Annotated in this window: 28 protein-coding genes; 14 read left to right on the forward strand and 14 right to left on the reverse strand. The window is 63.1% G+C overall.

Annotated elements, in window-relative coordinates:
• Window positions 1–590: 590 nt before the first annotated feature.
• The 7 genes from QUH67_RS08085 to pqqA form a co-directional block, all read right to left on the reverse strand.
• The gene (locus tag QUH67_RS08085) at window positions 591–1,256 is read right to left on the reverse strand and encodes a DUF4286 family protein (RefSeq protein WP_300946154.1); all 666 of its coding nucleotides are present in this window, start codon (window positions 1,254–1,256) and stop codon (window positions 591–593) included.
• Window positions 1,257–1,266: 10 nt separating this feature from the next.
• Window positions 1,267–2,253 carry a prolyl aminopeptidase gene (pip, locus tag QUH67_RS08090; protein ID WP_300946155.1) on the reverse strand — a complete coding sequence of 329 codons (987 nt, stop codon included), beginning with the start codon at window positions 2,251–2,253 and terminating at the stop codon, window positions 1,267–1,269.
• Window positions 2,243–3,451, reverse strand: coding sequence for a pyrroloquinoline quinone biosynthesis protein PqqE (pqqE, locus tag QUH67_RS08095; protein WP_300946156.1), 1,209 nt, complete (start codon window positions 3,449–3,451; stop codon window positions 2,243–2,245). Before pqqE ends, pip begins: the two co-directional genes overlap by 11 nt.
• On the reverse strand, window positions 3,448–3,759 hold the full coding sequence (gene pqqD, locus QUH67_RS08100; RefSeq protein ID WP_300946157.1) for a pyrroloquinoline quinone biosynthesis peptide chaperone PqqD: 312 nt from the start codon (window positions 3,757–3,759) through the stop codon (window positions 3,448–3,450). Before pqqD ends, pqqE begins: the two co-directional genes overlap by 4 nt.
• Before the next feature lie 6 nt (window positions 3,760–3,765).
• The gene (pqqC, locus tag QUH67_RS08105; protein WP_300947971.1) at window positions 3,766–4,536 is read right to left on the reverse strand and encodes a pyrroloquinoline-quinone synthase PqqC; all 771 of its coding nucleotides are present in this window, start codon (window positions 4,534–4,536) and stop codon (window positions 3,766–3,768) included.
• A 5-nt stretch (window positions 4,537–4,541) separates the two neighbouring features.
• Window positions 4,542–5,471: a pyrroloquinoline quinone biosynthesis protein PqqB gene (gene pqqB / locus QUH67_RS08110; protein ID WP_300946158.1), complete on the reverse strand. Its 930-nt coding sequence runs from the start codon at window positions 5,469–5,471 to the stop codon at window positions 4,542–4,544.
• A 156-nt stretch (window positions 5,472–5,627) separates the two neighbouring features.
• Window positions 5,628–5,708, reverse strand: a complete 81-nt coding sequence (gene pqqA / locus QUH67_RS08115; protein WP_035635412.1) for a pyrroloquinoline quinone precursor peptide PqqA — start codon at window positions 5,706–5,708, stop codon at window positions 5,628–5,630.
• A gap of 303 nt (window positions 5,709–6,011) precedes the next feature.
• Between pqqA and QUH67_RS08120 the strand changes: the two genes are divergently transcribed.
• The 8 genes from QUH67_RS08120 (at window position 6,012) to serA (ending at window position 13,357) form a co-directional block, all read left to right on the forward strand.
• Entirely contained in the window at window positions 6,012–6,269 is a 258-nt protein-coding gene (locus QUH67_RS08120; protein ID WP_300946159.1) for a DUF6894 family protein, read from the forward strand.
• Window positions 6,270–6,443: 174 nt separating this feature from the next.
• Window positions 6,444–7,715, forward strand: a complete 1,272-nt coding sequence (locus QUH67_RS08125; protein WP_300946160.1) for a PQQ-dependent sugar dehydrogenase — start codon at window positions 6,444–6,446, stop codon at window positions 7,713–7,715.
• Window positions 7,716–7,842: 127 nt separating this feature from the next.
• On the forward strand, window positions 7,843–8,409 hold the full coding sequence (locus tag QUH67_RS08130; RefSeq protein ID WP_300946161.1) for a c-type cytochrome: 567 nt from the start codon (window positions 7,843–7,845) through the stop codon (window positions 8,407–8,409).
• 73 nt (window positions 8,410–8,482) lie between these two features.
• Window positions 8,483–9,874, forward strand: a complete 1,392-nt coding sequence (locus QUH67_RS08135) for an amidase family protein (protein WP_300946162.1) — start codon at window positions 8,483–8,485, stop codon at window positions 9,872–9,874.
• Between the two features lie 12 nt (window positions 9,875–9,886).
• Window positions 9,887–10,363, forward strand: a complete 477-nt coding sequence (locus tag QUH67_RS08140) for a glutathione peroxidase (RefSeq protein WP_300946163.1) — start codon at window positions 9,887–9,889, stop codon at window positions 10,361–10,363.
• The gene (locus tag QUH67_RS08145; protein WP_300946164.1) at window positions 10,360–10,629 is read left to right on the forward strand and encodes a DUF3297 family protein; all 270 of its coding nucleotides are present in this window, start codon (window positions 10,360–10,362) and stop codon (window positions 10,627–10,629) included. Before QUH67_RS08140 ends, QUH67_RS08145 begins: the two co-directional genes overlap by 4 nt.
• A 179-nt stretch (window positions 10,630–10,808) precedes the next feature.
• Window positions 10,809–11,978: a mandelate racemase/muconate lactonizing enzyme family protein gene (locus tag QUH67_RS08150; RefSeq protein WP_300946165.1), complete on the forward strand. Its 1,170-nt coding sequence runs from the start codon at window positions 10,809–10,811 to the stop codon at window positions 11,976–11,978.
• Window positions 11,979–12,097: 119 nt separating this feature from the next.
• Window positions 12,098–13,357, forward strand: coding sequence for a phosphoglycerate dehydrogenase (gene serA / locus QUH67_RS08155; RefSeq protein ID WP_300946166.1), 1,260 nt, complete (start codon window positions 12,098–12,100; stop codon window positions 13,355–13,357).
• Window positions 13,358–13,470: 113 nt separating this feature from the next.
• Here the strand turns inward: serA and QUH67_RS08160 are convergent, their stop codons facing one another.
• Together QUH67_RS08160 and QUH67_RS08165 are read right to left on the reverse strand one after the other, a co-directional pair.
• Entirely contained in the window at window positions 13,471–14,835 is a 1,365-nt protein-coding gene (locus tag QUH67_RS08160; RefSeq protein ID WP_300946167.1) for a malonyl-CoA decarboxylase, read from the reverse strand.
• 292 nt (window positions 14,836–15,127) lie between these two features.
• Window positions 15,128–15,928, reverse strand: a complete 801-nt coding sequence (locus tag QUH67_RS08165) for an AraC family transcriptional regulator (protein WP_300946168.1) — start codon at window positions 15,926–15,928, stop codon at window positions 15,128–15,130.
• Window positions 15,929–15,996: 68 nt separating this feature from the next.
• Between QUH67_RS08165 and QUH67_RS08170 the strand changes: the two genes are divergently transcribed.
• A complete protein-coding gene (locus QUH67_RS08170) occupies window positions 15,997–17,175 on the forward strand; it encodes an MFS transporter (protein ID WP_300946169.1) in 1,179 nt (392 codons plus the stop codon).
• Window positions 17,176–17,190: 15 nt separating this feature from the next.
• Here QUH67_RS08170 and QUH67_RS08175 read toward each other — a convergent pair whose 3' ends face one another.
• Together QUH67_RS08175 and QUH67_RS08180 are read right to left on the reverse strand one after the other, a co-directional pair.
• A complete protein-coding gene (locus QUH67_RS08175) occupies window positions 17,191–18,807 on the reverse strand; it encodes a GMC family oxidoreductase (protein WP_300946170.1) in 1,617 nt (538 codons plus the stop codon).
• Window positions 18,808–18,885: 78 nt separating this feature from the next.
• The gene (locus QUH67_RS08180; protein ID WP_300946171.1) at window positions 18,886–19,644 is read right to left on the reverse strand and encodes a bestrophin-like domain; all 759 of its coding nucleotides are present in this window, start codon (window positions 19,642–19,644) and stop codon (window positions 18,886–18,888) included.
• A gap of 184 nt (window positions 19,645–19,828) precedes the next feature.
• Between QUH67_RS08180 and QUH67_RS08185 the strand changes: the two genes are divergently transcribed.
• The 3 genes from QUH67_RS08185 to QUH67_RS08195 all read left to right on the forward strand — a co-directional run bounded on the left by QUH67_RS08185 (window position 19,829) and on the right by QUH67_RS08195 (window position 21,785).
• The gene (locus tag QUH67_RS08185; protein ID WP_300946172.1) at window positions 19,829–20,248 is read left to right on the forward strand and encodes a hypothetical protein; all 420 of its coding nucleotides are present in this window, start codon (window positions 19,829–19,831) and stop codon (window positions 20,246–20,248) included.
• Window positions 20,248–20,925 (forward strand): OmpA family protein, encoded by a 678-nt coding sequence (locus QUH67_RS08190; protein WP_300946173.1) that lies wholly within the window; start codon window positions 20,248–20,250, stop codon window positions 20,923–20,925. Before QUH67_RS08185 ends, QUH67_RS08190 begins: the two co-directional genes overlap by 1 nt.
• Before the next feature lie 110 nt (window positions 20,926–21,035).
• A complete protein-coding gene (locus tag QUH67_RS08195; protein WP_300946174.1) occupies window positions 21,036–21,785 on the forward strand; it encodes a transporter substrate-binding domain-containing protein in 750 nt (249 codons plus the stop codon).
• A 44-nt stretch (window positions 21,786–21,829) separates the two neighbouring features.
• On the opposite strand, the gene QUH67_RS08200 is transcribed toward QUH67_RS08195, so the two are convergent.
• Both QUH67_RS08200 and QUH67_RS08205 read right to left on the reverse strand, forming a co-directional pair.
• Window positions 21,830–22,624 carry a substrate-binding domain-containing protein gene (locus QUH67_RS08200; RefSeq protein WP_300946175.1) on the reverse strand — a complete coding sequence of 265 codons (795 nt, stop codon included), beginning with the start codon at window positions 22,622–22,624 and terminating at the stop codon, window positions 21,830–21,832.
• An 81-nt stretch (window positions 22,625–22,705) separates the two neighbouring features.
• The gene (locus tag QUH67_RS08205) at window positions 22,706–23,929 is read right to left on the reverse strand and encodes a polyhydroxyalkanoate depolymerase (RefSeq protein ID WP_300947972.1); all 1,224 of its coding nucleotides are present in this window, start codon (window positions 23,927–23,929) and stop codon (window positions 22,706–22,708) included.
• Between the two features lie 187 nt (window positions 23,930–24,116).
• Here QUH67_RS08205 and QUH67_RS08210 point away from each other — a divergent pair, with 187 nt between their 5' ends.
• Window positions 24,117–24,770, forward strand: coding sequence for a glutathione S-transferase family protein (locus QUH67_RS08210; RefSeq protein ID WP_300946176.1), 654 nt, complete (start codon window positions 24,117–24,119; stop codon window positions 24,768–24,770).
• Between the two features lie 560 nt (window positions 24,771–25,330).
• Here the strand turns inward: QUH67_RS08210 and QUH67_RS08215 are convergent.
• On the reverse strand, window positions 25,331–25,546 hold the full coding sequence (locus QUH67_RS08215; protein ID WP_300946177.1) for a hypothetical protein: 216 nt from the start codon (window positions 25,544–25,546) through the stop codon (window positions 25,331–25,333).
• A 197-nt stretch (window positions 25,547–25,743) separates the two neighbouring features.
• Between QUH67_RS08215 and QUH67_RS08220 the strand changes: the two genes are divergently transcribed.
• The gene (locus QUH67_RS08220; protein ID WP_407080415.1) at window positions 25,744–26,139 is read left to right on the forward strand and encodes a hypothetical protein; all 396 of its coding nucleotides are present in this window, start codon (window positions 25,744–25,746) and stop codon (window positions 26,137–26,139) included.
• Window positions 26,140–26,146: the final 7 nt, after the last annotated feature.

Genomic DNA, 26,146 nt, shown 5'->3' on the forward strand with positions numbered 1-26,146 from the left:
GGTTTTTGAATTGGATCATAGGCTTATCTTATTAGAGCCATTCCAGACGCGGTACAAAGGCAAATTTGCGCGATCAGTAGCTCTCCATTGCATGAAGCTCGGACTGTTGCATTTCCGTGCGAATGCGGCGGTGCAGCATGTGCGCTGCAACTAGTTCGAGTGCGACAACGGCGCACATGTCGCGCGAATGCGATGATGTGCGCTCAGTTCGGCCGCAGATTGGCGCCTGTCGCGGCAAGGACTTGGCCGTCAAACGTCCGGTTGATTGGAGGCGCGCTCTTTATGGGTGCCGCTGTTGCGCTACGATGCGGCTCACAAATGACATGAACAGCGCAATTAAAAGTGATGTGAGATACTTCGGACCAGGTTCTCATCCGCCGCGGATATTCAGAAGAACATCGAAGGTGGATGTTGGCGGCGCGCTCGGGCCGATCACTGCCCAAGCCGGACGATCCTTTGCCGGGGCGACGTCGACTACTGGTTTAGCGGTCGCTGGTTAATAGCGCCTTCATCGGTATTTCGATGTGCTGCGCGGACAGTTGCGGCGCCACCGGGCTGGATTTGCGGTACCGACGATAAATGCTGTGGCCCTAGCCGCCGATATCGCTCTTCGCCAGATCCCACATCAGCCGGTACACGCCGTTTGAGACGATCAGCGGCTTCAGGGCGATGTTACCGCTGACACGTGGCATGGCCGCAGCCAACGCATCGACATCAGTCCCGTCGACCAGCACGAACCAGTCGCCCGCGCCGGGATTGGGCGCGGAGGGGTCATCGGTGATCGGCTTTGACAGCGCCGGATCGCTTTCGATCAGATGCATCGAGATGATGCCGTCAAGTTCCGCCGGATCGAGTAGCTCGCGCAGCGCCGTGCGCAGCCTGGTCTCGCCGCCGGCCGGGCGCAGCCTGACAATGCCGAGCGCGGCGCCGCGGCCGGTGCCGCGGCTGACCGTGATGCGTGCCACCGCGCGGATCATGTTCCGGAAGCGGGCGATGTTGGCCTTCGACCAGTCGGTCTGGTTCGAAAGCGCCGTACGATAGGCCGGGCTGTCCAGCACCTCGAAGGTCTCGGTCGAGTAGAGGCTGAGATATTTCGGGTTGCCGTCATGGGCGACATAACGGCGGGCTTCCAGGAAGCCAGCGATGGCGACGCGCTCCTCGAGATGTTCGCGGTCGTACCAGCGGTTGAATTCGGCTTCGTGCGCGGCGTCGATGTTCATCGACGTCAGCAGCATGCCTTTTCCGGCCATCGGCATTTTTCGATTCCTACTTGCTGATTCTGGAAGCCATGTCCGCGATCGCCTTCATCACGGCGTCGCGGACGCCGGGATCGTACAACGTATGGCCGGCGCCTTCGACCAGGCGGATCTCGGACTCGCGCCAACGCGCGGCCAGCGCGTGCGAGGTGGCGGGCGGGCAGAGCAGGTCGTAGCGACCCTGCACAATGATGCCGGGAATGCCTTCGAGCCGGTCCGCGTCGCGCAGCAACTGGTTCGGCTGCATGAAGCAGTTATTGGCGAAGTAATGCGCTTCCATGAACGGCGTGGCCGGCATGCTCCGCGATGAAGCCAGCACCGCGGGGTCGATGCGCGAGCGGTTCGGCGCGTGTTCGGAGAGGATGCGCTCGGTTTCGCCCCAGGCCCGCGCCGCCGGAATGTTCACGTCGGGGTTGGGATCGAGGATGCGACGGAAATAGGCCTGGATCGGTTGTGCGCGGTCGTTCTCGGGCAGCACGCCGATGAAGTCGTCATAAAGGCCTGGATAGAACCGCGGCAGTGTTTGGAGAAAACCGTTCTCGATTTCGCCGATCGTGCCGAGGAAGGTCGCCCGCAGCACGATGCCGGAGACGCGCTCCGGATGGGTTTGCGCATACGCCAGCGCCAGCGTCGCGCCCCAGGAGCCGCCGACGACCATCCAGCGCTCGAACCCGAATTTTGCGCGAATGGTTTCCATGTCCGCGATCAGGTGCGGCAGCGTATTAAAGTCGCGTCGGCCTTTCGGGCGGCTGCGGCCGGCGCCGCGCTGGTCGAACAGCACGGCGTGGAAGCGTTCGGGGTCGAACAGCCGCCGATGATCCGGCTGGCAGCCGCTGCCGGGCCCACCATGCAGATAGACCGCGGGCGTCCCGCCGGCGCGGCCGACGCTCTCGACATAGATGTCGTGGCCGTCGCCGACGGCAAGTTGCTCCGAGGTCAGCGGCGCAAAGGGATCGGTGCGTTTGACGGATTTGCCGGCGTCGGCGTCAGGCGCCATGCTCGCCTTCCGTCTCCGGCGTGCCGCCGGCGAAATTGCGATAGAGGAACCGGTCCTGGTGCGCGGCCGCCTCGCGCTCGGCCTGCTTGAAGATCTGCTCGTGCATCGGCGACAGCGTGCAGGCCGGGTCGGTATTGCCGGCATTGCCGGTCAGTGCAAACGCCTGGCAACGGCAGCCGCCGAAATCGATTTCCTTGAACTCGCAGCTCTGGCATGGCTCTGGCATCCACCCCGTGCCGCGATAGCGGTTGAAGGCTTCAGAGTTCTGCCAGATCCAGGCGATCGAATGGTTGGAGCGCACCGATTCGAATTCGAGCCCCGTGATGCTCTCGGCGGCGTGGCAGGGCAGCACCTTGCCGGCCGGCGAGATGTTGAAGAACTGCCGGCCCCAGCCGCCCATGCATTTCTTCGGCCGCAGCGCGTAGTAATCCGGCACGACATAGTCGATCGCCAGAATGCCCTTCAGCCGCACGGAGGCTTCCTCGACGATGCGGCTGTTCTCATCGATCTGCGCGATCGTCGGCATCAGCGCCGCGCGATTCTTCAGCGCCCAGCCGTAATACTGCACGTTCGCGACCTCGAGCCGGTCGGCGTCGAGATCGACCGCCATCTGGATGATGTCGGCGAGCTGGTGCAGGTTCTGGCGGTGCATGACCGCGTTGACCGTTAGCGGCAAATCGAGCTCGCGCGTCCACTTCGCGGCTTCGATCTTTTTCTCGTGGGAATTTTTCAGTCCGGCGACGCGATCGGCCACCATGGGCTCGTTGCCCTGAAAGCTGATCTGCACATGGCAGAGGCCGGCATCGGCCAATGCCGATAGTTTTTCCTTCGTCAGCAATACGGCCGAGGTGATGAGGTTGCTGTACAGCCCGACATCGGTCGCATGCTGCACCAGCTCCACCAGGTCCTTGCGCGCGGTCGGTTCACCGCCGGAGAAATGGATCTGCAGCACGCCGATTTCGGCGAGCTCGCTCAAAACCTTCTTCCATTCTTCGGTCGTCAGCTCGCTGCCGCCGCGGTCGAGTTCGATCGGGTTCGAGCAATAGGGGCATTGCAGCGGGCAGCGGTGTGTGAGCTCGGCGAGCACGGCCAAGGGAATGCCGAATGTTTCCGCGGTCGAGCGCTGCGTTTCCAGAACCGCGAGCCCGTCGGTGGGCGCGGCGCCGGCGGTTTTGCCCTCGGCGAAAATGTCGCTCATGGCGTTTTCTCGCGCACTTCGGTCAGAAAGCCCTTGTCGGCGAGGTCCTGCAGCATGCCGATGACGTCGGCCAGGATCGCCTCGCGGGGAGCTACGTATTTGGCGGCGAGCTGGTCGGCCATGTCGCCGACGCTGCGGATGCCGTCGCAAAGCTGCAGCACTTCGACCGCGATCTCGTCCGGCGCCAGCACGCGCTCCGGCGCCAGGATCACCCAGACCTTCCGCCTCTCATCGAATTTCAGCTTGGCGTGCCGCGGCAATTTCGGCCGGCTCGCCTCGCTGACACTGATGTTGCGGCTCGCAGCCATCGATCACTAGTCCCCTTTGGGCACGAATGCGCCGGGCGGTATATGGCCCTCGACATAGGCATGATACAGCGCGTCCAGCTGAACCCAAAGCACATTGGTCTTGAAGATCAGCGCGTTGCAGACCGCCTCGCGCTCGGCGGGCGTCTTCGCATGCTTCTTGACATAGTCCAGCGCGAAGTTGGCATCGCGCGGGGCTTGCGTCAGGCGGCGGCTGAAATAGCTCATGATGTCAGGGTTGACGAAGTCATAGTGCTTCAGCATCCCCGAGATGCGCTCCTCATGAATGTTGGGCGCGAACAGTTCCGTGAGCGAGGAGGCAATCGCCTCCAGCGGCGTCTTGTCACGGCAGAAATGCACATAGGCTTCCACCGCGAACCGCGTCGCCGGCAGAATGCCTTCGGTGGATTCCACATAGGCGCTGTCGAGCCCGAGCCCCTCGGTGAGCTTCAGCCAGCGTTCGATGCCGCCTTCCGATCCGATGTCGCCGTCGTGATCCTCGATGCGATGTCGCCATTCGACCCGGGTGGCGCGGTCGCGGAACCGCGAGATCACCATCGCGTCCTTGAGCGGGATCGTGCTCTGGTAGAAATAGCGATTCAGCGCCCAGGCCTGCACTTGACCCTTGTTGAGCTTGCCGCCGTGCAGCAGCCGGTGAAACGGATGCAGATTGTGATAGCGCGTCGCGCCGATATGGCGGAGCATTGCTTCGAGCTCTTCGGCATTGTTGAGCGTGATGCCCTTGCCGATCGAGAGCGCGGTCAATTCCGCTTTGGCCATGACGTTCACAGCGTGATCTCCGTTCCATCGGCCGGAATCTGCCAGCCACCTTGTTCCACGGCCTTTCGCTCGTCCGAGCCGGCGAGCAGCGCGGGGTTGGAGTTGTTGATATGCAGGAACACCTTTCGGCCGATATCGAGGCCGGCGAGGCTTTCGATCGCGCCATGGTCGCCCGACATTGAAATATGTCCCATCCCTTGTCCCGTCTTGGAGCCGAGGCCCTGCACGATCAGTTCGTCGTCCCGCCAAACCGTGCCGTCGAAGAACACCAGCGCGGCGCCCGCCAGCCGCGATTTCAGATCGTCGGTTACCCGTGCGCAGGCGGCGAGGAAATAGAAATACTTGCCGCTGCTCTTGTCCAGAATTCGAAGCCCTAGCGTATCGCCCGCCGCATCGCCGCCTTCCGGATGGGCCTTGCCTTCGAGATACCACGCGCCCTTGCCGGGAACCGCAAACGGCAGAATTTCGATGCCCGACGGCGAACCGTCGGGCAGGGCGGGCTCGAACGCCGTGTCCACCTCGATCGGCCGCCGCTTCACGTTGTTTTCGCCGAGCACATTAAAGATGCTGTTGGATCGCAAAATCGCAAGGACCCGCTCGTGTGCAAAGAGTGTGAAGGGGGAGCCCTCGCGCAGTGACAGCAGCCCTGCCACTGCGTCGACCTCGCCATTGGTCAAAATCACGCCGGTGATCGGGCTGTGCCGAAGCTGTCCGGCCTTGGGGTGGAGCTGAGGGGTTGCGGTCACCTGCTGGCGCAGGTCGGGGGAGGCGTTGATCAGGTACCAGTGCGCGCCGTCGGCGCTTACCGCGATCGAGGCCTGGGTGCTGCGCAGTTCAGGATTTTCGCTGCGTGCCTTCCGGCACACCTGGCATCCGCAATTCCACTGCGGAACGCCGCCGCCGGCCGCGGCGCCCAGGACGACGACGCGAAGCATGACCCGTCTCCTGGCGATTCCACACTTGAAAGATAGCTACCGACAAAGATAGACACAAACGTCACGAGGTGGACACGGGCCTTGCACACAATTCCACCACCAGGAACGTGTCAGGCCCGGAAGTCCACCCGCGTGAGATATGGAACGCGCGACCGCTTATTTGCGGGTGGCGCACATATACATGTTGATTTCCATGCCGACCGATACTTCGACGATTTTCGGTGCTTTCCAGGCCATATTTGCTCTCCCTTGCTACCGGACGAATTTCGTCCTTGCAGGTTAAGGTACTGCGGATCAAAAAGTTCGCCAGTTAAATCTTTTGCCTGGAACCCGCAATTGTTTATGCTGCGCTGCAAACAGATTTCACGGATTTGTGCGGGCCGGGCAGTCAAAACGGCGTGGGATCAGCCGTTTCGCGGTTGTTCGCATGCCCACGAACGATAATTCTGAATGAACGGGGCGCTACCGGCTCCGTACAAAGAACTTGTGTTAGTGACGGCCTCCGGTTGCGGGGCCTCAACCGGAGCCAGGTTTTCGCCGATGCCGCGATATTATTTCAACACCCGTATCGGCGATGAGCTGATTTCCGACCCCGACGGCGAAGTGCTCGTCGATCCCGATCGCGCCTGGGAAATGGCGCGCGCCATGATCCGCGAACTGCTCAAGACCGACGGCACCGATGGCGCGCTGTTGAGCGCGATCATCGAGGTGACCGATGACGATGGCGAGATCGTCCTTGAGTTTCCGTTCGCCGAAGCGATTCTCGACGCCCCCGGTGGCTCGGCTACCAGGCACTGACACGAAATAGCGACGGCCGGCATCGCGGGCCAGTGGACGCGGCTTCGGCAACGCATGTTTCGGGTTGCGCATCGGCGACGAAATAATGGAGATTGCGTTCCGGAAAGCCACCGGACGTAGGCGTCTTCATGCGCCGCGTGTTGAGACCAAGGGCTTCCGCCAGGGAGAATGCCCATGATCAGCCATTCGTCGGCGCCGCGCAGCCTTTTGCTGGCCGGTGCCTTGCTCAGTATCTTCACGATTGGGGCCGCGGCTCAGCAGCCCGCCGCACCGCCTGCCGCCGGCGCCGCGCCTGCGCTTCCGCCGGGATCGCCGTTGATCGGACGTCCGGCAGGCAACGAGGCCGCCGCCAAGCTCGCGCCGAATGCGCCGCCGCCGATACCCGCGTCGCCGGACAAGCTGCCCACGGCAAAGCTGAAAGTTCCGGCCGGCTTCAACATCGAAGTCTATGCCGCCGGCATGGCGAACGCCCGCTCGCTCGCGGTCGGCGACAAGGGCACGGTGTTTGTCGGCAGCCGCCTCGTCGACAAGGTCTATGCGATCGTCAACAAGGACGGCAAGCGGGAGGTCAAGGTGCTTGCGTCCGGCCTCTACCGTCCGAACGGCATCGCCTTCAAGGACGGCACGCTCTACATCGCCGAACTGTCCAAGGTCTCGAAGATCGAGAAGGTCGAGGACGCCATCGACAACCCGCCGAAGCCGACCGTGATCTTCGACAAGCTGCCGAAGGACGAGGCCCATGGCTGGAAGTTCATCGGCATCGGTCCCGACAACAAGCTTTACGTCCCGGTCGGCCAGCCCGGCAACAACGTACTCAACGACGACGATCACGGCCTGATCCGGCGCATGAATCTGGATGGTTCGAGCCCCGAAGTGATCGCGCGCGGCGTTCGCAACACGGTCGGATTCGATTGGCATCCGGAGACCAAGCAGCTCTACTTTACTGACAACGGCCGTGACTGGATGTCGGAGGACGTGCCGGAGGACGAACTCAATCGCATCACCAAGGTCGGCGAGCATTTTGGCGCACCGTACTGCCTGCAGGGCAACATCGTCGATCCCGAATTCGGCTGGGGAAAATCCTGCAGCGAGTTTACCGCACCCGTCGGCCTGTTGGGGCCGCATTCCGCAGCGCTCGGCATGCGGTTCTATACGGGCAATATGTTCCCGAAGGCGTTCAAGAACGTGGCCATCATTGCCCGGCATGGCTCATGGAACCGCACCAAAAAGGTAGGCGGTGACGTCGTCGTCGTGAAGCTGAACAAGGACGGCACCATGAAGTCGATGGAGCCGCTCATCACCGGCTTCATCGAAGACAACAAGTATATCGGCCGCCCGGTCGATGTGCTGCCGATGAAGGACGGCTCGCTGCTGGTCTCCGACGATTGGAACGGCGCGGTCTACCGCATCACCTACGGCAAGCAGAAGGTAGCGGGCAAGTCGTAGCGCGCGGTGCAGTGACATCGTCATGGCCGGGCTTGTCCCGTCCATCCACGTCTTGCTGCGGTTTAGCTAACACGTGGATGCCCGGCACAAGGCCGGGCATGACAGGTCCTGTTGCAGAGTATCATTGATGCGAAAACGAATCCTGGCTTTGGCGTTCGCCTCCATCGCCTTTTCCGCCAGCGCCGAAACCATCGAACAGCGCATCGCGCCGTGTCTCGCCTGTCACGGCGAGAAGGGCCAGTCCGTGACCGAGAACACCCCTTCGCTCGGCGGCCAGCAGGCGCCTTACACGCTGATCCAGCTCTTCATGTTTCGCGAGAAGCTGCGTACCTTTGCCCCAATGAACGAGATGGCGAAGCCGCTGACCGACGACGATCTCCGCCTCTTTTCCGACTTCATCGCCGGCATACCAAAGCCCGCACCGCCCGCGGAGGCCGGCGATCCCGTACGGATGCAGCTCGGTCAGGCACTGGTGCAGCAGCACCGCTGCGACGCCTGCCACAATCCGGATTTGTCGGGCAAGGAGAACGTCCCGCGCATCGCCAATCAGCGCGAGGACTACCTTGCCAAGACCCTTGCCGAGTACAAGGACAACAGCCGCCATGGCTACGACGGCAGCATGGCGGACGTGATGGGCCCGATCACACCGGACCAGATCGCCGATCTCGCCTATTTCATCGCCCGCATACGCTAAAATCCGGGCGGCGGGCCCGCTGGCATTGCCTCGCTCCCGGCGCTACAAGGGCGCCATCACAATGGAGTTTTTCATGCAGGACCTCTGGCGCCTGTCGGCTGCCGAAATGGCTTCGCTGATCCGTTCGAAGAAAGTCTCGGCCAGGGAAGCGGCCACCTCGGCGCTGGCGCGGCTGGACGCGGTCAATCCGAAGATCAACGCCGTGGTGGACCACAGGCCTGAAGACGTGCTGGCGCAGGCTGCCGCCGTTGATGCCGCGATCGGGCGCGGCGAAGATCCGGGTCCGCTCGGCGGCGTGCCTGTCACGGTAAAGGTCAACATCGACCAGCAGGGCTTTGCCACCACCAACGGGCTCAAGCTGCAGCGCGATACCATCGCGAAAACCAACAACCCGGTGGTCGACAACCTGCGCAAATCCGGCGCCGTCATTCTGGGACGGACCAACTGCCCGGCCTTCTCCTATCGCTGGTTCACCACCAACCTCATCCATGGCGACACCAAAAACCCGCGCGATCCCTCCATCACCCCGGGCGGTTCGTCCGGTGGCGCGGGAGCTGCGGTCGCGGCCGGCATTGGGCATATCGCGCACGGTACCGACATTGCGGGATCGATCCGCTATCCAGCTTACGCCTGCGGCGTGCATGGCCTGCGGCCGACCCTGGGCCGCATCGCAGCGTACAACGCCGCGCTCCCTGAACGGCCGATCGGGCCACAGATCAGCGCCGTTTCGGGGCCCCTGGCGCGCACGATCGGCGATATCAGGATCGCGCTGGCGGCGATGTCGGCGAAGGATTATCGCGATCCGTGGTGGGTGCCGGCGCCGCTCGAAGGGCCGGCGATGCCCAAGCGCGTCGCGATGTGCCTCAACCCTGACGGGCTCGATCCTGTGCCCGAGGTGAGGGCGGCCGTTGCGGATGCCGGCAAGCGGTTGGAGCGCGCCGGCTGGATCGTCGAGGAAATCACCGATACGCCGCCGCTGCGCGAGGCTGCCGATCTGCAAACCAAACTCTGGCTCGGCGATGGCTACGATGCGCAGTTGGAAATGGCCGAGCGCGAAGGCGATCCCGGCGCGCTGGCCTGCCTGCGCGGCAACCGCACCAAGGTGCACCCGTTCGACCTGTCGAAGGCGCTGACGCGGCGTCTGACGCTGACCCGCGAATGGCTGGCGTTTTTCGAAAACTATGCGGTGTTGCTGATGCCGGTCTCCGGCGAATTGCCGTTTCCCGATCATCTCGACCGCAAGGACGAAGCGTCGTTTGCGCGCGTCTGGCATGCCCAATTGCCGCAGATCGCCATTCCCTTCATGGGCCTTCCCGGGCTAACGGTTTCGACTGGACTGGTCGGGCGCGTGCCCGTCGGCGTGCAACTGGTTTCCGGCCGTTACCGCGAGGATTTGTGCCTTGCTGCCGGCGAGGCGATCGAGGCCGGCGGAACCCCGTCGGCGGCGATCGATCCGGCGGATTGAACAGAGCAGACCATGGCAGGCGTTTACGATTTCACGGCGCAGTCGCTGGCCGGCGAAGATGTGCCGCTGACGCGGTTCGAAGGGCAGGTGCTGTTGATCGTCAACACGGCGAGCGCCTGCGGGTTCACGCCGCAGTACAAGGGACTGGAGCAATTGCATCGCGATTTCGCAGCCCGCGGCTTTGCGGTGCTCGGCTTTCCCTGCAACCAATTTGGTGGGCAGGAGCCCGGCGACGCCAGACAGATCGCAGAATTCTGTGAGACCAAATATGACGTGACGTTTCCGATGTTCGCGAAGGTCGATGTCAACGGCAGCCAAATGCATCCGTTGTTCAACTATCTAAAGAACGAGAAATCGGGATTGCTGGGTTCGTCGATCAAATGGAATTTCACCAAGTTCCTGGTCGACCGGTCGGGCAGGGTGGTCGGTCGTTACGCGCCGACCGCGACACCCGACGGTATGAGAAAAGACATCGAGGCACTGTTATGAACGAGACCAACAAAGCGATGAACAATGAATTTCCGGACCGTCTTTCGGTCGATCCGAAGAGCCCGCACTACAACGCCGAGATCCTCGCGCGGGACGTCGGCATCCGTTTCAAGGGCGCCGAGAAGACCAATGTCGAGGAATATTGCATCAGCGAGGGCTGGGTGCGTGTCACCGCGGGCAATGCCAAGGACCGCTATGGCAATCCACTGACCATCAAGGTGCACGGCCCGGTGGAACCGTATTACCGCGATACGCCGAAGTCTTGATGCGGTCGCTTCCGCCGCAACCGCCGGCGTCGCCATGAAGGCGGGGATCCGGTATTCCAGAGGCCGCGGCGGTTAACCCGATAGGCCGCGGCGTACTGGATTACCCGCCTTCGCGGGAATAACGGTGGTGGGTATGTCGCTCTCTTTGGCGTCATTGCAAGAACCGAAAGCCAATCACCATGACTGTCCGCATCGTCGACGTCTGCGAAATCACAAAGCCGATCTCCTCGCCGATCCGCAACGCCTATATCGACTTCACCAAGATGACGACGAGCCTGGTTGCCGTCGTCACCGACGCTGTGCGCGACGGCAAGCGCGTGGTCGGCTACGGCTTCAATTCCAACGGCCGCTACGGACAGGGCGGGCTGATCCGCGAGCGCTTTGCGCCGCGGCTGAAGGAAGCTGATCCGAAGACATTGCTCGACGCCAGCGGCGGCAATCTCGATCCGGACAAGGTCTGGGCCGCCATGATGTCGAATGAAAAGCCCGGCGGCCATGGCGAGCGCTCGGTCGCAGTCGGCACCATCGACATGGCGGTGTGGGATGCGGTGGCGAAGATCGCGGGAAAACCGCTATTCCGATTGCTCGCCGAGCGCCACGGCCGGCAGGCCAATCCGCGCGTGTTCGTCTATGCCGCCGGCGGCTATTATTACCCGGGTAAGGATCTGTCGGCGCTGCGCGGCGAAATGCGCGGCTATCTCGACCGCGGCTACAACGTCGTGAAGATGAAGATCGGCGGCGCGCCGATCGCCGAAGACCGCGAGCGCGTCGAGGCGGTGCTGAAGGAGATCGGCCGGGACGCGCAACTCGCCGTCGACGCCAATGGCCGCTTCGACCTGGAGACCGCAATCGCGTACGCTAAAATGCTGCGGGAATATCCGCTGTTCTGGTACGAGGAGGCTGGCGATCCTCTCGACTTCGCGCTGCAGGCGGCGTTGGCCGAATTCTATCCAGCAGCCATGGCGACCGGCGAGAATCTGTTCAGCCACCAGGACGCCAGGAACCTGATCCGTCATGGCGGCATGCGCCCCGATCGCGACTGGCTGCAGTTCGATTGCGCGCTGTCCTACGGCCTGTGCGAGTACCAGCGCACGCTGGCGGTGTTGAAGACCCACGGCTGGTCGCCCGCCCGCTGCATCCCCCATGGTGGCCACCAGATGTCGCTCAATATCGCGGCCGGCCTCGGCCTTGGCGGCAATGAGAGCTATCCTGATTTATTCCAGCCCTACGGTGGTTTTCCGGACGGTGTTCGCGTCGAGAACGGCCACATCACCATGCCCGACCTGCCGGGCATCGGATTCGAGGGCAAATCCGACCTCTACAGGGAGATGAAGGCGCTGGCGGCATAGCGCCGGATGCCATAGGAAGGGCTAAAACTGGTGGCCGGGCAGGGCGTTCGCCCTGCCGCCGAATCCCGGCTTCCGGATCGCCATTTATCATTCATCCATCGTTGAAGGATGCCACGATCTTGGCCACCCAGCTTCCCCGCCTCTCGCTTGCCAAGGACAAGATTCGGGTCTTGCTCCTTGAAGGCGTCAACGACAGCGCCGTGCAGTTGATCGAGGCCGCCGGCTATTCCAACATGACGCGCCTGCCCAAGGCGCTCGAAGGCGATGCCTTCAGGGAGGCCATCAAGGGCGTGCATCTGCTCGGGATCCGCTCGCGCACGCAGATCACCCCGGACGTTCTCGACGCCGCGGACCGCCTGATCGCGATCGGCTGTTTCAGCGTCGGCACCAATCAGGTGGACCTCGACGCTGCGCGCCGCAGCGGCATCCCGGTGTTTAACGCGCCGTTCTCCAACACGCGCAGCGTGGCCGAACTCGTGATCGGCGAGATCGTCATGCTGCTGCGCCGGATTATGGCGCGCTCCAACGCCGCCCATGAGGGGCGCTGGGACAAGTCGGCTGACGACAGCTACGAGGTGCGGGGCAAGACGCTCGGCATCATCGGCTACGGCAATATCGGCTCGCAGCTCTCCAACCTTGCGGAAGCGCTGGGCATGCGGGTGATCTTCTACGATCACACCGACAAGCTCCGCCACGGCAACACCGAGCCGACCGCGAGCATGCACGAGCTCTTGGCGCAAAGCGACGTCGTCAGCTTGCACGTGCCGGAAACCGCCGCCACCCATGGGATGATTGGGCGCGAGGAGATCCGCGCGATGAAGCACGGGGCGTATTTCATCAACAACAGCCGCGGCACGGTCGTGGACCTCGAGGCGCTCGCCGAGGCGCTGCGCGAAAACAGGCTTCGGGGCGCTGCGGTCGACGTCTTTCCGGTCGAGCCGCGCTCGAATGCGGATCGCTTCGTCACGCCGCTGCAGGGGCTGGAGAACGTCATTTTGACGCCGCATATCGGCGGTTCGACGGAGGAGGCGCAGGAGCGCATTGGCGCCGAAGTCGCGCGCAAGCTGGTCGATTACAGCGATTCCGGCTCGACGATGGGCGCCGTGAACTTCCCGCAGGTCCAGCTGCCGCCGCGGCCGGCCGGCACGCGCTTTATCCAGGTGCAGCGTAACCTGCCGGGCATGCTCGGCCGTCTCAACGAAGTGCTGGCGCGCCACGCCGTCAATATCGCCGCGCAATATTACGAGACCGCCCACGACGTCGGCTACGTGGTGCTTGACGCCGACGCGTCGGCCGCCGACGGCGAGCGCGTGCTCGCCGACATCAGGGCGCTGGAAGGCACCATCCGCGCCCGCCTGCTCTACGAGTACAAGATCTGAACGAGGAATGTAGCCCGCGTAAGCGGAGCGACATGCTGGACCGCTCTCTCAGAACGTGATGCCTCGCAAGGGACCCGCATGTCGCTCCGCTCATGCAGGCTACGAGAGCAACCTTACTCGCCGGTCAGCGACAGCCGCATATCGAGTAGCCGCCGGCCCTCGGTCTTGAGCATTTTCTTCACCGTGCTGGAAGCGGCGATCTCGCCCTGGTTGGCATAGGCTTCGTGGTTCTTCTCGATGTCTTCGAGGCGGTAGAGATAGTTGACCATGATGCCTGCGGATTCGCGAAGGCCCTTGGGCGAAAGGTCGCCGAGCCAGTCGATCTTTTCCAGCCGCGCGCCGTTGCCGATATGGAAGCGCGCCACCGAATCGATCAGCCGGCCTTTTGACGTGCGGGCCTTGAGGAAGTAGTGCGCCGCGAGCGGCTCGACCACGGCGCGCAATTGCGCGGTCAGTTCCGGATTCTCGAACCAGTCCGGCTTGTCGAGATTTTCCAGCAGCGTGCGTTCCTCGTCGGTAACCGGAACATCGTCGGCCTGTTTCAGCCATTGCATGAAGCCCGGCACCGGTGACAGCGTGATGAAGGTGTCGAGCTTTGGCAGTTCGCGACGCAATTCCTCGACCACCTGCTTGATCAGGAAGCTGCCGAACGAAATGCCGCCAAGGCCCTTTTGCGTATTCGAGATCGAATAGAACACGGCGGTGCGCGCCCGTTCGATCGGCACCGGCTGGCGCTCGGCGGCGAGCAGGGGGCCGATCGCGGTCGGGATCGTCTCGGTGAGCGCGACCTCGACGAAGATCAGCGGCTCGTCGTTAAGCTGTGGATGAAAGAAGGCGTAGCAGCGTCGGTCGACCGGGTCGATACGGCGTCGTAGATCGGCCCAGTCGTGGATCGCGTGCACCGCCTCGTAACGAATGATCTGTTCCAGAATGTTGGCTGGCGTCGACCAATCGATCCTGCGTAGCACGAGAAAACCCCTGTTGAACCAGGAAGAAAGCAGATGCACGACGTCGCGGTCGAGCGCGGCCAGATCCTTGTTGCCCTTCATCGCGGCAAGCAGGTCGGCGCGCATGGCCACCAGGTCGCTGGTGCCGCCGGGTGCGCGGTTGAGCCGGCGCATCAGTTCCTGCCGCTGCGGCTCGGAGGCAAAGTGAACGTCGCTCGCGTCAGAGTCGTTCGGCTGGCTGCGCCAGCTCTCGATCGCCTGTGACAGCTTTTCCCGGTCGGGACCGAAATCGCGCGCCAGACCTTCGAAGAAGGTCAGCCGGCCGGCGGCGTCGAGGTCGTGGTATTGGTCGAGCACGTCGCGCGCCATCGCGGTGCCGGAGGCTTCGCCACGGCCCGACAATAGCGCCTTGCAGAGGTCGAGCAGTTCGGAGGCGTCCTGCCGGACAACGGATGGCTCGCCTCGCCGAAGCAGTGTGCGGCCCCGTTCTGATATCGTCGCGAGGAGGTCGGAGAAGAAGGCGTTGGCCATGCGGAGGGTCGAATCCAGCTGATAAAACGAAATCTTATAGGAGATTTGGGGCGGTGCCGATCACAATCAAGCGTATCGATCGTACGTAAATATGTCATGTCTCTAAAACAGTCGTCATGGCCGCGCATAGACGTCCGAAGGACGGCGTCGCTTCCGCTCGCCGGTGCCCGGCCAGCCATCCCGTTTCGGCATAAGTGCTTTTACGGAGATTGACGGATACGCGGGGGGCTTGCCCATACTGGCGCGCCGAAGCTTTGGCGGAGGCGGCAATTCCGCGCATGACAAAGTCCCTTTACTCCTTGCCGATGAATTCCGTCGGCGTTTTTCCGGTCACCTGCCGGAAGGCATGGGAAAACGCGGGCGCGCTGGCGTAGCCTAGATTCGAGGCAAGCTGCTTGACGGAAACCCCGGCGTCGGTCGAGAGCTTTTCGATCGCTGCGGCGATTCGGGCGCGCTGGCACCAGCTCTTGAAGCTCAATTGTGTTTCCGACGAGAACAGCCGCGACAACGTTCGCACCGAGGTGCCGACCTCGCTCGCCAGATTGTCGATCTCATGGTCAGCCGTGGGGTCGGCCAGCACGATGTCCGCGGCGCGCCGGCAGCGCGGCTCGCGCGGCAGCGGGATGAAGGTGGTGGAATCCTCTGCCTGGTCCAACTCCATCATCGCCAGCCGCAGCAGCAGCGCGGTCCGTTCGCGGTCGCCGCGATCGTCGAACAGGGCCAGGATGGTCTGGTGCAGCAGGGGCGACACCCGCACCACGAATTCCGCCTCCAGGCTGTGGCTGCGTGCCTCGCGCTGCAGCCAGTCGAGCTCGAAATAAAGCGTCCGCATGTCGATATCGGCCAGCACGTCGATCGCGTGCTCCGACTGCGCGGGCACCCAGACGGCGCGGTCCGGCGGCACCAGCCAGCGGCCCTTCGGCGTCGTCACCTGCATCGTGCCCCGGGCGGCATAGACCAGCTGTGCCTCGCGGTGCATGTGGGTGTGGAGCCGGACGCCCTTCTTGTAGGTATTGGCGATCATGTGGATGCCGTCGCCGGTCGTGGTCAGGCGGCCTATGATGGCGGCAATTGGCTTTTCGGCGATATTCATTGGCGACATCCCGTCAGGACATCCCCGTATAACCGATTTCAGGAAATTGCGGGATTCGGGAATCGACCATGAACAGCCACTCCAGGGTGATTACCTTCGTCAACGCTGCCCATTTCATCGACCATTATGCGATGCTGATCTTCGCCGCCGCCGTCATCATCATGGGGCCGGCGCTCGGCATGGCCTATTCGGAGCTGTTGCCTTACGCCACCCCCGGTTTCGTCGCCTTCGGCGCCGGCTCGCTGATCACAGGCTGGCTCGGTGACCGCTGGAGCCGCCGCCACATGATGGTGATCTTCTTCTTCGGCATCGGCTTGGCGATGATCTCGGTCGGCTTCGTCCAGACGCCGCTGCAGCTCGGCGCGGCGCTGCTGGCGATCGGCCTGTTCGCCTCGATCTACCACCCGGTCGGGACCGCGATGATCGTATCTTATGCTGACAAGCTCGGCCGCGAGATGGGCCTGAACGGGGTCTGGGGCAATCTCGGCGTCGCATCCTCGGCGCTGGTCACCGGCGTGATCGGGCAGTATCTCGGCTGGCGCGCCGCCTTCGTCGTCCCCGGGATCATCACGATTCTGCTCGGCGTCGCCTTTGCGCTGATGGTGGTGCACGAGGACCGCACCGGCACGCGGCAGGCGGCGGCCCAGGCGCGCATCGCCAAGCAGGACATGTGGCGGGTGTTCCTGGCCTTGCTGATCGTGGTGATCGCGATCTCCACCACCTTCAACGCCATCACCGTGGCGATGCCAAAGCTATTCGCCGAGCGTCTGGCCGGACTGACCAGCAGCCCGGCCATGCTCGGGATCATCGCTGCCGGCGTCTATGTGTTCGGCGCGATGACGCAATACACCATCGGCAAGCTGATCGACCGTTATTCGCTGAAGACGGTGATGCTGCCGCTGTCGTTCGTGCTGGCGCCGTTCATGTATTTTGCGGCGACGCTGTCGAACCTGCCGCTGATCATCGCCGCCATCGGCATCGTGATGGGCGCGTTCGGCCAGGTCACTGTCAATGACGCCATGGTCGGCAAGTACACCACCGACGAATGGCGCTCGCGCGCCTATTCGTTGCGCTATTTCGTCGGCTTCACCGCAGCGGGCGCCTCGGTCGGGCTGGTGGCCTGGCTCTACGAGCGGGGCGGTTTTGCCACCATGCTGCAGGCGTTCGGCGCGCTGTGCCTCTTGGTGATCGTGGCCGCGATCATCCTGCCGCAGGAGATCAAGGTGCCGGCGGCACAGGCGAAATAATCGTCAGGCGGGCCGTCAGCCCGCCAGCGATCTTGCAATGATATCGGAGCTTTTCTCCGCGACCATGATCGTCGCCGGGTGAATGTTCGGCGAGGGCATCGCCGGCATCACCGACGCGTCGACCACGCGCAGGCCGTCGATGCCGCGGACGCGGAGTTCGCTGTCGACCACGGCGCGGTCGTCCTCGCCCATCCGGCAGGTGCCGCAGGGATGATAGACGGTTGAACCGAATTTCCGGACGTAATCGGCAATCTGTTCATCGCTTGTAACGTCTGAAGCGGGCCTGATCTGTTCGGTCACCAGCGAGCGGAACGGATCGGTCGCGACGATCTGCCGGGCGATGCGGAAGGCCGCGACCATAATGCGCACGTCGTCGGGGTCGGTCAGGTAATTGGCCCGGATCCGCGGCGGCGTGCGCCCTTCCGCGTCGCGCAGCGTGATCTCGCCCCGGCTCTTCGGCCGGCAGACGCTGAAGATGAAGGTGAATCCCGGCCAGCGATGCAGCCCGGTCTTGAAACTGTCGGTCGAAAAATTCAGACACTGGTACTGGATGTCGGGCACCGGCTCAGTGGGACTTGATTTGGCAAACAGCGTCGCCTCGGTCGCGCCGACCGAGAGCTGTCCCGATCCCCGGAGCAGCCATTCGAGGGCGAGCTTGACCGACTTGACCGGGCTCATCACGGCCTCGTTCAGCGTATCGGTCGCGTTGGTCTTGAACGTGAAGCTCGATTGATAGTGGTCCTGCAAGTTCTTGCCGACGCCGGGAAGATCGTGTTTCACGTCGATGCCGACGTTGGCCAGCTCCGCGGCCGGGCCGATGCCGGAGGCGAGCAGCAGCACCGGCGAATTGATCGCACCGCCCGAGATGACCAGCTCGCGCCGGGCGCCAATGCGCTGGATCCGGCCGTCCCGCTCGACTTCAACGCCGATGGCGCGGTTGCCGTCGAGCAGGATGCGGCGGACCTGGGTCTTCGTCATCAGCTCAAGGTTTTTGCGATTGAGGTTCGGCTTGAGATATCCGACCGCCGTCGAGCGGCGCCAGCCGTTATGGACGTTGAGCGGTGCGAAGCCGACGCCGTCGATGCGCTCGCCGTTGAAGTCGGGGTTGCGCTGGTACTGCAGGCGCTCGCAGGCCTCCACGAAGGCCCTTGCCGTCGTCGAGGGGCGTTTGATGTTCGACACCGTCATCGGGCCGCCGATGCCGCGCCAATCGTTGGCGCCATCGACGCAGTGCTCCATCCGCTTGAAATAGGGCAGCACGTCGCGGTAGCTCCAGCCGCGTGCGCCGAGACGCTGCCATTCGTCATAATCGCTGGGTGCGCCGCGCAGGAAGACGAGGCCGTTGATGGAGCCGGAACCGCCCAACACCTTGCCGCGCGGCCAGATCACGGTTCGCCCGCCAAGACCCGGCTCGGGTTCGGTCTCGTAACCCCAGTTCATCCTGGGGTTCGGGACCAGCTTTCCAAAGCCCATCGGAATATGGATCCAGGGGTTGCGATCGCGTCCGCCGGCCTCGATGACGCACAGCGACACCTTCGGATTTTCCGTCAGCCGCGCCGACAGCACACAGCCCGCGGAACCGCCACCGACCACGACGACATCGAATTCCGCATCAAACCCGGCCTTACGCATCAAGAATTTCGTCCCCGACCTGCTTTTTGTTCCGCAACATAATGGCCGGCGGACGGTCTGGATAGGCTTGCGATGGCGTCACTCGATCTTCGGCAGCACCACATGCAAATGATGGTTCGATATTTGCATGAGACCCTGGAACGGCTGATTGAGATCGACGATCAGGAACAGCGCGCTCGATACCGAAAGGGCGAGCACGAGCGTTGACGCCACCACGATCAGGTTGGGTTCCGCGAACAGGCTGAAGCTTGCGAAGATCACCACCAGCCAGAACACCAGCACGACGAAGAACGGCAGCGGGATCCCGTCGTCGCCTTGGGTGAAAACCAATAGCCGCGTCCGGCCCATTTCTGCCGAGAGCTGGGTGATCCGGGATTTCAGCGAGGTCTGTTTTGCGTTAGCGGGCTTCAGCCCTTCAACCGCGTTGTAGAAGCGTTCAGCCATATCGCTGACGACCACTGCCGATGCGCCACCCTTGCCCGAGGCATTTTCCTGCCAGATGCGAGAGGTTGCGGATGGTATGATGTCCCGCAGCAGGGTGCGCGCCGCCTTCGCTTCCGACCCGTACTGGGCTAGCAACTGGTCGACCAGCACGGCATGGGTGCCAAGCTGCCGGATGTTGGTGTTGTGGCTGTCATAGGTGTTTTTCGCCGAAGCGATCATCAGGCCGATCACGAGTGCGGCCAGCGTCGAGAGGAAGCCAGCGCCCAAACGGATCGCCTGCTTGGATCCCGTTCCGAGCGGTGCAGCCGGCAGGGTCCGCTTCACGAGCACGCCGAGCGCTGCGCCGATCAGGATCGAAACAAAGGAGGCCAGGAACGCGGCTGTCGAACTCATGCTGTCGTCACTCCGTCAGGTATTGCGTGTTGATTCCGGTTCTGGTCCTGCGGACCCTCCCGGAACGGTCATTGCCTATCGGAGGAAACGGGCCGGATTGTTGCGGCGCGGCAGATTGACCGCATGGTCGCGAACCCAAACAGAACACTTGACCTCGGCCACCCTCCTTGTGTGAGGTGCGGACATGACCCGAATCCGGCTTTTCCTGTTCATAATTGCGATATTGGCGCCCTCGCTGGCAGCGGCACAGCAGTCCATGAAGTTCGAGGAGGCCGGCGCCATGCTGGCCGCGAGCTGCGGCAAGGACATCGACGACAACTGCCGTGGCGTCAATTTTGATGCGACCCGGCTGCGGGAGTGCCTGAACCGCAACCAGGACGTGGTGTCGGCGAAGTGCAAGGCCGACTTTCCGACGGCGCTGGGTGCTATCCAGCAGCGCATCACCGCACGGACGTCGCTGGTCAAACTTTGCAATTGGGAACTGAAGCATCTGTGCGGCGAGGTCCGCGAAGACCCGGTCAAGGGCCTGCAATGCCTTTTAGAGTCGACCAAGAAGGCGACGCCGAACTGCAACAAGGCGATCAGTGCGGCGGGGTATCGCTGATGTCCTGGGTGTATCAGCCGCGCGGCATCGCTCTCTTGCTCGGCGCCCTCGCGCTGCTTGCCTGGCCGATCGCGGCAGCACGGGCGCAAACGGCCGTGTCGAGCGCGGACATCATCGAGAAACTCGCCGTGGAAGCCGAGTCGGACATCGACCTGGCTGCCCTGAAGCAGCAGGCCTCCGACCGCATCAAGGCAAGGGCGGACGCCCAGCCGCAAAAGCGCCCGCCGATCGCGCCGCAACTGACGAAACTGCCGCAACTCCGTTTCGACGTCGTGTTCGACCCGGATTCGTCCCTGATCCGGCCGGCTTCCTACCAGACGATCGGCAGCATTGCCGACGCGTTGACCGACCCGAAAATGCGGCCTTACCGCTACCTGATCGTCGATCATGTCGAATCCGCTGGCCGGCGCGACCATAATTTGATCCTCAGTCAGCGGCGTGCGGATTCGATCCGCGATGTGCTGGTGAATACCTTCAAGGTATCGCCAAAGCGGCTGTTGGCCCTTGGTCTGGGCGAGGAACAGTTGCAGGACATCAGCCGCCCGGCCGCGCCCGCCAATGCGCGTGTCCAGCTCGTTGCCTTCGGCAAGTTTGAAACCGCCGATCCGGCCACGCCGGCAACACCGGCTGCGGCGGCGCCCAAAGGCGCGGCCGCTGCAAAGAAAAAGAAGCGCTGACGCCCCACGCCGGGTGCGCGCAACGCCAGCCCCTCGCTGGCGGGGAGGAACAACCGATGTTCAATCAACCCTTGCCGGGAATGGCCGGCCTATTTTTGGGATTAACAATCATGACGATGACGCCTGCCGCTGCCGACGCTTTGAAGAAAGAAATCGCGCCGACCGGCAAGCTGCGGGTGGCGATTGCGATCAGCCCGGCCGGCGGCGCGTTCTGGTCGACCAGGACCGAAACCGGTCATGCCGGCGTGCCGGTCGATCTCGGCAAGGCAATGGCGGCGCAACTCGGCGTCCCCGTGGAATATGTCGCGCACAACAATTCCGGGCAGATCGTCGATGCGACGTCGAAGGGCACCTGGGACATCACCTTCCTGCCGAAGGATCCGGAACGCGAGGGCAGGATGGCATTCGGGCCGATCTACGAGGTCGCGGACGCGACCTACATCGTCAAGCCGGGCTCGGTGGTCACGAATTTCGCAACGCTCGATCAGCCGGGCATCAACGTCGCCGCCGTCAACAACACGACGACGATGCGTGGCGCGATGGTGCATCTGAAGAACGCCAAGGTCACGGGCTACCAGACCTATGACGAGATCTTCGGCCTGCTCAAGGCCGGCGAGATCGACGCGTTCGCGCTGTCGCGCGACCAGCTCAACGCCATGGCAAAGCAGATCCCGGGCACCCGCGTGCTCGACGAAACCTTCAAGCAGACCGTGACGGCAGTGGCGGTGCCGCCCCATCATCCGCTGTCGCTGGCGTTCGCGGTTACGTTTCTGAACGAAGCGATCACCAACGGCACGTTGCGCAAGGCCTATGACAACAACGGCCTGAAGGATCGGCCGGTGCGCACGCAAGCGAAGTAGACGAGGGCCGTCCCTTCGTCATTCCCTGACGATACAAACGTTAGCTAATTCGTTGCGCCCGCCGGAATTGGATCCAGGCCACTCTTGACCATCTCCGCGCGGGCCGCGGGCGAGGCGAGAAACTTGATCAGCGCCTTGCCGGCATCCGGTTCCTTCGAGACGGTAGCAATGCCGGCGGAAAACACCGTGATCTTCTGCAGTTCATTCGGCAGCGGACCGACGATGTCGATGCCCTCCACCGGCTTCAGTTCGCTCATCTGCTGGAAGCCGATCTCGGCGTCACCGCGTGCCACGATCTCGCCGACGGGGGTAGCCGGAATCTTCCGCGCCTTGCTCTTCATCTCGTCGGCAATGCCGAGCTTGCCGAACATCTCGGTCGAGACATAGACGCCGCTGGCGCTGTCGGAATAGGCGACGGTTTTCACCGCCAGCAGGGCGCGCTTGAGCGCATCTGATGTCGAGATGTCCGGCTTCGGCGTGCCCGACTTCACCGCGACCGCGATCGGCGATTTGACGAGGTCGATCTTGCTGTCGGCGATCGCCTTGCCGTTATTGACGAGATCGTCGAGCGCATAGCCGACCATGATCAGTACGTCGGCGGCTTCGCCGCGATCGAGCCGCACCGGAATGGCGTTGGCGGTCGTGCCCATCGACGGCCCGTAGGCGGTCAGCACCTTGTGGCCGGTCGTGCGTTCGAATTCGGGAATCAGCGCCTTGTAGGCCGCCGCCAGCCCGCCCGAAATCATCACCCGTACCTCGGCCGCAGCGGCCGTGACCGTCAGCAGGATGACGCTGGGAATCGCGAACGCACATGCGCGAAGATAGGCCGAAAGCCGCATGATGATTCCTCCCAGGCAACTCTTGAATGGTCGACCTTGGGCGGATGTTAGCGTGCGGAGGACATGGCGGCTAGACGCTTCTCACGCATTCACATGCACGAAATCCCGCAGCAGCGGATAGATCTCGTTGTTCCACTTCCGCCCCGAGAACACGCCGTAATGGCCGACGCCGGCCTGCATGTGATGTACCTTGCGATAGGCGCGGACCCCGGTGCAGAGGTCCTGCGCCGCCAGTGTCTGACCGATCGAGCAGATGTCGTCCTTTTCGCCTTCCACCGTCATCAGGCCCATGCGCTTGATCGCGGCAGGGTTCACCGGCTTCCCGCGATGCATCAGCTTGCCCTGCGGCAGCAGGTGCTCCTGAAACACGTCGCGCACGGTCTCGATGTAGAATTCGGCCGGCAGGTCCATCACGGCAAAATATTCGTCGTAGAAGGTCTTGATGATTTCGGCCTTTTCCTTCTCGCCCTTGGCGAGATGATCGGCGAGGTCGATGTGCTGCTTGATGTGTCGCTCGAGGTTCATCGACACAAAGGCGGTGAGCTGTACGAAGCCGGGATAGACTTTTCGCAACGCGCCCTTGCACTGCACCGGTACGTAATTGATCAGGTTTTTTTCAAACCAGCTGATCGGCTTGCTCTTGGCGAATTCGTTGACCTTGGTCGGCAGGATCCGGGTGTCGATCGGGCCGGCCATCAGCGTCAGCGTGGCCGGGCGAGCAGGGTGATTCTCCTCCGACATCACGGCAGCCGCTGCCAACGCCGAGACCGATGGTTGGCAGATCGCCACCATGTGCGCGCGGGGGCCGATCTTGTCGAGAAAGGTGATCAGATGGTCGGTGTAATCCTCCAGCCCGAAGCGGCCGGCATGGAGCGGAATGTCGCGCGGGTTATGCCAGTCGGTGATGTAGACGTCGTGGTCCTGCAGCAGCGTCTTCACGGTACCGCGCAGCAGGGTGGCGAAATGGCCGGACATCGGCGCCACCAGCAGCATCCGCGGCTGCTCGGGCGCGTTCTCCTTCTTGAAGTGCAGGAGCGAGCCGAACGGTGTGGCGAAGGTAACCTCCTCGGTCACCTCCAGTTCCCGATTGCCGACCATCACCCGCTCGATGCCGTAGGCCGGCCTGTGATAGGTGAGGGAGGAGCGCGAGATCAGTTCGAGCGATGCGGCGAGCCGGCCGAACGCCCGGTCGGAAACGCCCTGCGGCACCAGATTGAGAAATTTCAATGCCGCCGTGGCCCCGGTCCGCCATGGCGACGTCAGGTCCATGTGGTTCTGGTAGGCTTGGTACATCATTGACATCATTGGCATCGCTTACACACCGGCCCCTGTCCGCAGGTGCCATGCAATATCGACGCCAGCGGGGGCCTCCCGGCCTGAAAAACTGGCACGTGGCTTGCTGAGTAGATAGTCGACGCACAGGTATTGGGCGGCGGTGCGGTCGGTCGCCCCATGCCTTGCGGCTGCATTTGGGGGTACGAAGGAAGGCCATATGGCAAAGACCACACTGACCATCTCCAGCAAGAATTATTCGTCCTGGTCGCTGCGCGGCTGGCTGCTGGCAAAATTCTCAGGACTTGAATTCGAGGAGGTCATCACCGCACCCGACGACGCCTCGGCGCGGGCGGAAATCCTGCTGCTGTCATCGTCGATCCTGGTGCCGTGCCTGCGCCATGACGGCGCCACCATCTGGGACACGCTGGCGATCGCGGAATACCTCAACGAGGTGATGCCGGACGCCGGCCTGCTGCCGGCCGACCGTATCCGGCGCGCGCACTGCCGCTCGATCTGCGGCGAAATCCATTCCGGCTTCACCACGCTGCGCGCCTCGCTGCCGGTCAATCTGAAGGGCCATTTCCCCGGCTTCAAGATCTGGTCGCGCGCGCAGGCCGATATTGACCGGGTCTGCACCATCTGGCGCGAATGCCTTGCGGAATCCGGGGGCCCGTTCCTGTTCGGCGAGCGCTCCGTGGCGGACGCGATGTACGCGCCCGTCGTCACCCGGTTCGTGACCTATGACGTGAAACTCGAACCCGGGCTGGCGGCCTACGCCAGCACCATCATGTCGATGCCCGAGATGCAGGAATGGGTCGAGGCCGCCAAGGCCGAGCCCGCCGACATCGAAGAGCTCGAGGTCGAATATTAGGCAGGCCTGGCGCGACCTTGCCTGCCCGAGAGGCTGAGGCAACGGGCAGGCTTGCCCGGGCCGATGCTGGCCGAGAGCAGCATTGGCCGCCGTCTTGGCGATCGTCTTCCGATTTTTCCCGCATCCTGCATGCCGATCCGGCCTGCGACAGGGCGGTTCGGCGCATCGCAGCCGTCGCGCGCGCGGCGCGGATTTCGCCTTTGCGACATTCAGCTGCTAGCGCGACGCTGCCCAAAATTTCTCGCGATCGGCGGTCCGGCAGATTTCTGATCGTCGGCGTCCGCAGCTATCGACAAGATTTGCCAACGACGCCATGACGTCGAACGCCATGTCCTCTCCCGAGGAATTAACCTTTGTCGTCGGCCGCTGGCTGCGGCCGATTGTGTTCGTTCTGGATGTGGTGCGCCGCTTCAATTTGCGGACGACATCTAGCCGTGAACAACGGCGTACGACGTCAAATCAGTGATTCGGGCGCGATTCGTTCCGTCGCCGTTCCGAAGGTAAACATCGCGCGCCATTGCGTCGCATTCTGGCACAGGCGCAGCCGGTCTAGGGCGAATTCACATCGCGCTGGAGCGCGGCAAGCGCCAGCCAACCACCGTGGCCTCGACCATGCCGCCGGTCCTGTCGTTGCGCCAATGGCCGTCGATCCAGCGGCAGGCGAAAGGCAGTTGATAGGTCCCGCTGTGATCCTCGCAAAGAACCTCCACGGGCTGGTTCGGCGGCGGGTCCCCACACCCGTCGAATTGAGCCAGCCGTTTTTCACGCGTTGCCATAACCATCAATCTCCACTGCCGCGGCCGGCATGCACCGGCTAAAAGTTCGCGGCGAAATCCATCCCATGATTAACGGGATGAAGCACAACGCCTGAATGAGGTATCAGTATGGTATCACTGGGGTGGGGACTTTGCGTCGTGCAAATTGCCGTGATGGATGTCCTGCGCGCCGAATGTTTCTGAAACGAGGATTTTTGATGATCGCTCCGATGAACAGGATCGCCTTCGCCGCTTTCGCGTTGCTGACGACAGCATGGCCGGGCACGCTTCACGCGCAGGACGTACCGGGCATCGAGATCTGCACTGTCGAGAAGACCATGGAGCGGCGCACGTCCTGCCTGCAGAGCAATGTCGACTTCCTGCAGAAGACGATCAACAAGCTGACGTCCGATCATCAGCAGAAGCTGGATGCCGCCAACCGCCAGATCGAGGCGCTGAAGGGCGCGGTGATCGGCATGCAGAAAATTGTCGTCGAGCTGCAGGCGGCGCAGAAGGCGGCAGAAGACGCAAAGAAGCCCGCAACACCCGCGGCGGCCAAGGAGGCTCCGCCGGCCGCCAAGGATGCCGCGCCGGCCAAGGAGGGCGCGAAGTAGCAGCGTC

Source organism: Bradyrhizobium roseum, assembly GCF_030413175.1.
Taxonomy (GTDB): Bacteria; Pseudomonadota; Alphaproteobacteria; order Rhizobiales; family Xanthobacteraceae; genus Bradyrhizobium; species Bradyrhizobium roseum.